The organism is Methanobrevibacter sp. 87.7 (assembly GCF_002208625.1).
Taxonomy (GTDB): Archaea; Methanobacteriota; Methanobacteria; order Methanobacteriales; family Methanobacteriaceae; genus Methanarmilla.
Map to the genome: position 1 here is coordinate 1 of NZ_MRCT01000136.1, position 4853 is coordinate 4853.

Here is a 4853-nt window from a genome sequence, read left to right on the forward strand (position 1 = left end):
TTATAAGAATTTTTACTATTTTTAATTAAAAAATAATTCTAGTTAGTAAAATATTAAAATAAAAATTAAAAAATAATTAAAGTTAGTAAATATTACTAACTTTCTTGGTTTTTAGCTTCTTGTTCTGCTTTATATTTTTTAAGGTCATCTTCACGTATTTTTTTCCTAATGATTTTACCATTAACAGTTTTTGGAAGTTCATCAACAAATTCAATCATACGTGGATATTTATATGGTGCAGTGACCTTTTTTACATGGTTTTGAATATCTTTAACTAATTCATCACTTGGTTCATAACCATTTGCAAGAACAATTGTAGCTTTTACAAGTTGACCTCTAATTTCATGAGGATAACCTGTAATAGCACATTCTACAACTGCAGGATGTGAAATTACTGCACTTTCTACTTCATATGGTCCAATACGGTAACCTGAACTTTTAATAACATCATCATTTCTACCTACAAAGTGATAGTAACCATCTTCATCTATCCATGCTTTATCTCCACAATGGTAGTATCCATCATATCTTTTTTCATGATTTCTTTTAGGGTCATGATAATATTCATCAAATAATCCTATATTTTCACGATTTAAATCAAAACATATTTCTCCTTCTTCACCAATTTCTACTGGTTTATCATTTTCATCAAGGAGTTTTATTTTAAATGCAGGATTTGGCCTACCAACTGATCCTAATTTTGGTTTTAACCATTTAAATGTACCAATACTAATAACAGTTTCAGTTTGACCAAATGCTTCTTTAATTTCTAAACCTGTTTTTTCTTTAAATTTATTAAATACTTCTGGAGGTAATGATTCTCCTGCAGTAGAAGCATGTTTAATTGATGAGAAATCAATATCAGATAAATCCTCTTTAATAAGGAATCTGTATATTGTAGGTGGTGCACAGAAAGTATTTACATGATGTTCTGTGATTTTTTTAATTAAATCAAGTGCATTAAATCTTACATAATCGTAGATGAATACTGCTGCTCCACAAATCCATTGACCATAAAGATTTCCCCAAACTGCTTTAATCCATCCAGTATCTGCAGTTGTATGATGTATTCCATCTTCAACAACTTCATGCCAATATTTAGCAGTTACAATATCTCCAATTGGATAAGCACAATTATGTTTAATCATTTTAGGTTCTCCACTAGTACCTGATGAGAAATACATTACTAATGGATCATGTATTGTAGTTGCTTCTTTTCCTTTTGGTCTTTTAAAAGTATCATATTGTTTAGCTATTTCTTTATGGAAATTATACCAACCTTCAGAATCTTCATCTCTTACAAGAATTTTATGAATATTCATACCTAATTCTTTTTCAGCAGTCATATAATCTCCAATAAGATTATCTTCATCAATTGTAATAATTGCTTTAATATCTGCACTATTTAATCTATATTTAATATCATGAAGTCTTAACATATGTGTTGCAGAAATTGCAATAGCACCTATTTTATGAAGTGCTACCATGGTATACCACCATTCATATCTATTTTTTAAAGTAAGTAGGACTGCATCTCCTTTTTTAATTCCTATACTTTTTAAAAAATTAGCAACTTTATTTGATTCTTCTTTTATATCTTTAAATGTGAATACTTTTTCCTCGTTATCATCACACCATATTAGTGCTTTTTTATTTGGACTTATTTCTGCATATTTATCTACTATATCAAAACCAAAATTGAAATTTTCAGGTATTTCAAATTTGAAATTTTCTGCAAAGTCCTCATAGGAATCATATTCTACTCTATTAACATATTCGCCTATAAGTGATGTCATTATATCCCAATATTTATTTTGTAAATTAATAAGTTTAATTTTATAATCTATTTGTTTATTAAATTCATATTTTCTTTTTAAAAATTGTTTATAAAATAGTATTGAATTTAATAAGTTTATTAAGTAATTATATTAGTTTATACTTAATTTAAGTTTATTTTATTATAAACCATTCCTCTTTCGCTGATTTATCTTAAATAAATTTTTTAAAAAAGTTTTAAATTTTAAACCATTTTTTGATTTATTTTTAAATAAAATTTTATAAATATTATCTTAAATTACATAAGTACAGCTAAAAATTTAGCTTCTTCATTATCTAATGCAATCATTGCATGTTCTCTTGTAGAATCAAAGAAAACACAATCTCCTTCATATAATGTTATTTCATTATTATTGATGTAAAGTTTTAATGATCCTTTAAGAACATAGTTAAATTCTTGTCCAGGGTGTGAGTTAAAACTAGGTTTTGCATCTTCTTTTGGATCAACAGTTACAATAAACATTTCAGCTTTTTTATTGATGAATTTTTTACATAGATTTTCATATCTATATTCTTTTCTTCTGTTAACTGAAATACCTTCACCAGCACGTGTAACTTCAAAGATAGCCATTCTACTTTCTTCTCCAGTTAAAAGTAATCCCATATCAACATTAAAAATATTTGCAATTTCATATACTAAACTTGCAGGAATATCAATTTCTCCATCTTCATATTCAATATATTTTTTCTCATCAATATCTAATTTTTCAGACATTTCTTTAGTTGAGATTTCATAAAGTTCTCTAAGTTCTTTAATTCTATTTCCAATATTGATATTATATTCATTCATGATTAACACCATATAAACATTTAAAATTAATTTTTCATATTAAAATAAGATTTATAAATTATATAAATATTATATCTAAACTTTAAATTTATTATTAGATTTTAATAAAAAATCGATATAATAATACTATATATATTATATTTATATTTAATATATTTAGTTGAAAAAGTTTAAAATAAGAATTTAATCTATTAGTTGAAAATTTTTTAATTTAAAAGTTTAATTTATTTATTAATTAAAAATTTATTAGTAATTGTAAATTTTTATACTATTTACTTCTAAATTTAATCGATTAATGAAAAAGTTTATATATGTATAAGTATTATTTTAATACAAAAATATTATATTCATATTTTTTAATATAATAAAAAAAGGTGATTTTTTATGCCATCTAGTGATATTGGTAATGAAATTCTTTTCAAAAGGCAAAACAACGAACATTATGAATTTGATGATAAATATGTTAGTCTTAAAATGTTAGAAAATAATATATTTGTCTTTAGTATTGAAGCACCTCAAGAGGAAATTGGTAAAAGTATGATGTTTTTTGAAAATCTTTCCATGTTTGAACCAATATTAGTTGATATTGGTGGAACTGGTAATATTCCATGTTACTTTAAAGGTGTATCTCCTGTAGTTGGTAAAGGACCAATGATGAATGGAACACATAAAAATGCATTTTATACTGTAACATTACAGGAACTTGTTAATGCTCCTCCTGATGTTGAAGCAGAACATGAATGTGTTGGTTGTGGTTTCCACAATTTTACAGGTGAAAGTTTATAAAATTTTAATTTTTTTATAGTTTTTTTATTAAAAAACTATTTTTAAAATGAGTAATTTTATAGTTTTTTATTAAAAACTATTTTTTAACTATTTTTAATTTAGTTCTAGCTATTTACTTAGTTTAAATTTAATTTAGGTGTATACTGTTGTTTAACTATTAGTTTTTAAATTTAATTTAAGTAAATAATTTTAATAGATTTTAATTTATTAAATTGGTTTTTTGTAATTTATTTTTTATTAGAATTTGTTTTTAGTTTAAACTTTCTTAATAAAAATTAGTTTTTTAATAAAATTTTTAATAAAAATTCTATCATTACAATAAACTTTATATTTATTTAACTATAAATTATAATTATTATAATAATTTATTAAATCTTAAATTTAATAATTAAATAGTAAGGGAATATAATGGAAGGAAAAAATATTGTAGTTACTGGTGGTTTAGGTTTTATTGGTTCACATATTGTTGATGAATTAATGGCTTCTAATAATGTTACAATTATTGATAATTTATCTTCTGGTAAAGTTGAAAATTTAGAAAATCCAGATAATGATAACATTACATTAATTCAAGGGGATTTAAATGAATTGGATCTTGATGAAATTTTAAAAGGTAAAGATTATGTATTTCATTTAGCTGCTCTTGCAAGTGTACCTGAAAGTGTTGAAAAACCATTATATAGTAATTATAATAATCTTGATGCTACTTTAAAATTATTAAATGCATGTAAAAATAATAATATTAAGAAAATAATATTTTCTTCATCTGCAGCTATTTATGGTGAAAATCCAAATATTCCACTTAAAGAATCTGAACCATATATGCCTTCTTCTCCATATGCTGTACAAAAAGCAGCTTCTGAATTATATCTTAAATCATTTCATGAAAGTTATGGTTTAAATTCAGTTACTCTTAGATATTTCAATGTTTTTGGACCAAAACAAAATTTAAATTCTTCTTATGCTGCTGTTATTCCTAATTTTATTAGTGCTTTATTAACTGGTAAACAACCTGTAATTTATGGTGATGGTGAACAGACTCGTGATTTTATTTATGTTAAAGATATTGTAAGAGCAAATATTTTAGCATGTGAATCTGACTATAATGGTATTGTAAATATTGCTAGTGGTAAAGGTTTATCTGTTAATGAATTATATCCAATTATAAAAGAAGTTTTATCTAGTGATGTAGAACCTAAATATTTAGAAGAACGTTTAGGTGATATTAAACATTCTGTTGCAGATATTTCAAATCAAAGTAATATTAACTTCAAAGTTGATTCAAGTAAATTTAAAGATCAATTAAAAGAAACTATTCGTTGGTTTAGAGATAATTTATAGTTTTTTTATCTTTTAGAATTAGTTTTTTTATTTATTCTTTTTTTAGGATTTTTTTTAGAATTAGTTTTTTTATATATTTTAAATCAGTTAGATTTTTTTA

The 4853-nt window shown here is 23.5% G+C and carries 4 protein-coding genes; 2 read left to right on the forward strand and 2 right to left on the reverse strand.

Annotation, left to right across the window (positions count from 1 at the left end; genetic code table 11):
- Positions 1-95: 95 nt before the first annotated feature.
- Both BGI41_RS06615 and BGI41_RS06620 read right to left on the reverse strand, forming a co-directional pair.
- Positions 96-1796 (reverse strand): AMP-binding protein, encoded by a 1701-nt coding sequence (locus BGI41_RS06615; RefSeq protein WP_088539715.1) that lies wholly within the window; start codon positions 1794-1796, stop codon positions 96-98.
- A 278-nt stretch (positions 1797-2074) separates the two neighbouring features.
- Positions 2075-2635: a helix-turn-helix domain-containing protein gene (locus tag BGI41_RS06620; protein WP_198945429.1), complete on the reverse strand. Its 561-nt coding sequence runs from the start codon at positions 2633-2635 to the stop codon at positions 2075-2077.
- A gap of 375 nt (positions 2636-3010) precedes the next feature.
- Here BGI41_RS06620 and BGI41_RS06625 point away from each other — a divergent pair, with 375 nt between their 5' ends.
- Both BGI41_RS06625 and BGI41_RS06630 read left to right on the forward strand, forming a co-directional pair.
- Positions 3011-3412: a hypothetical protein gene (locus BGI41_RS06625; RefSeq protein ID WP_088539719.1), complete on the forward strand. Its 402-nt coding sequence runs from the start codon at positions 3011-3013 to the stop codon at positions 3410-3412.
- Between the two features lie 408 nt (positions 3413-3820).
- The gene (locus tag BGI41_RS06630; protein ID WP_088539722.1) at positions 3821-4753 is read left to right on the forward strand and encodes an NAD-dependent epimerase/dehydratase family protein; all 933 of its coding nucleotides are present in this window, start codon (positions 3821-3823) and stop codon (positions 4751-4753) included.
- Positions 4754-4853: the final 100 nt, after the last annotated feature.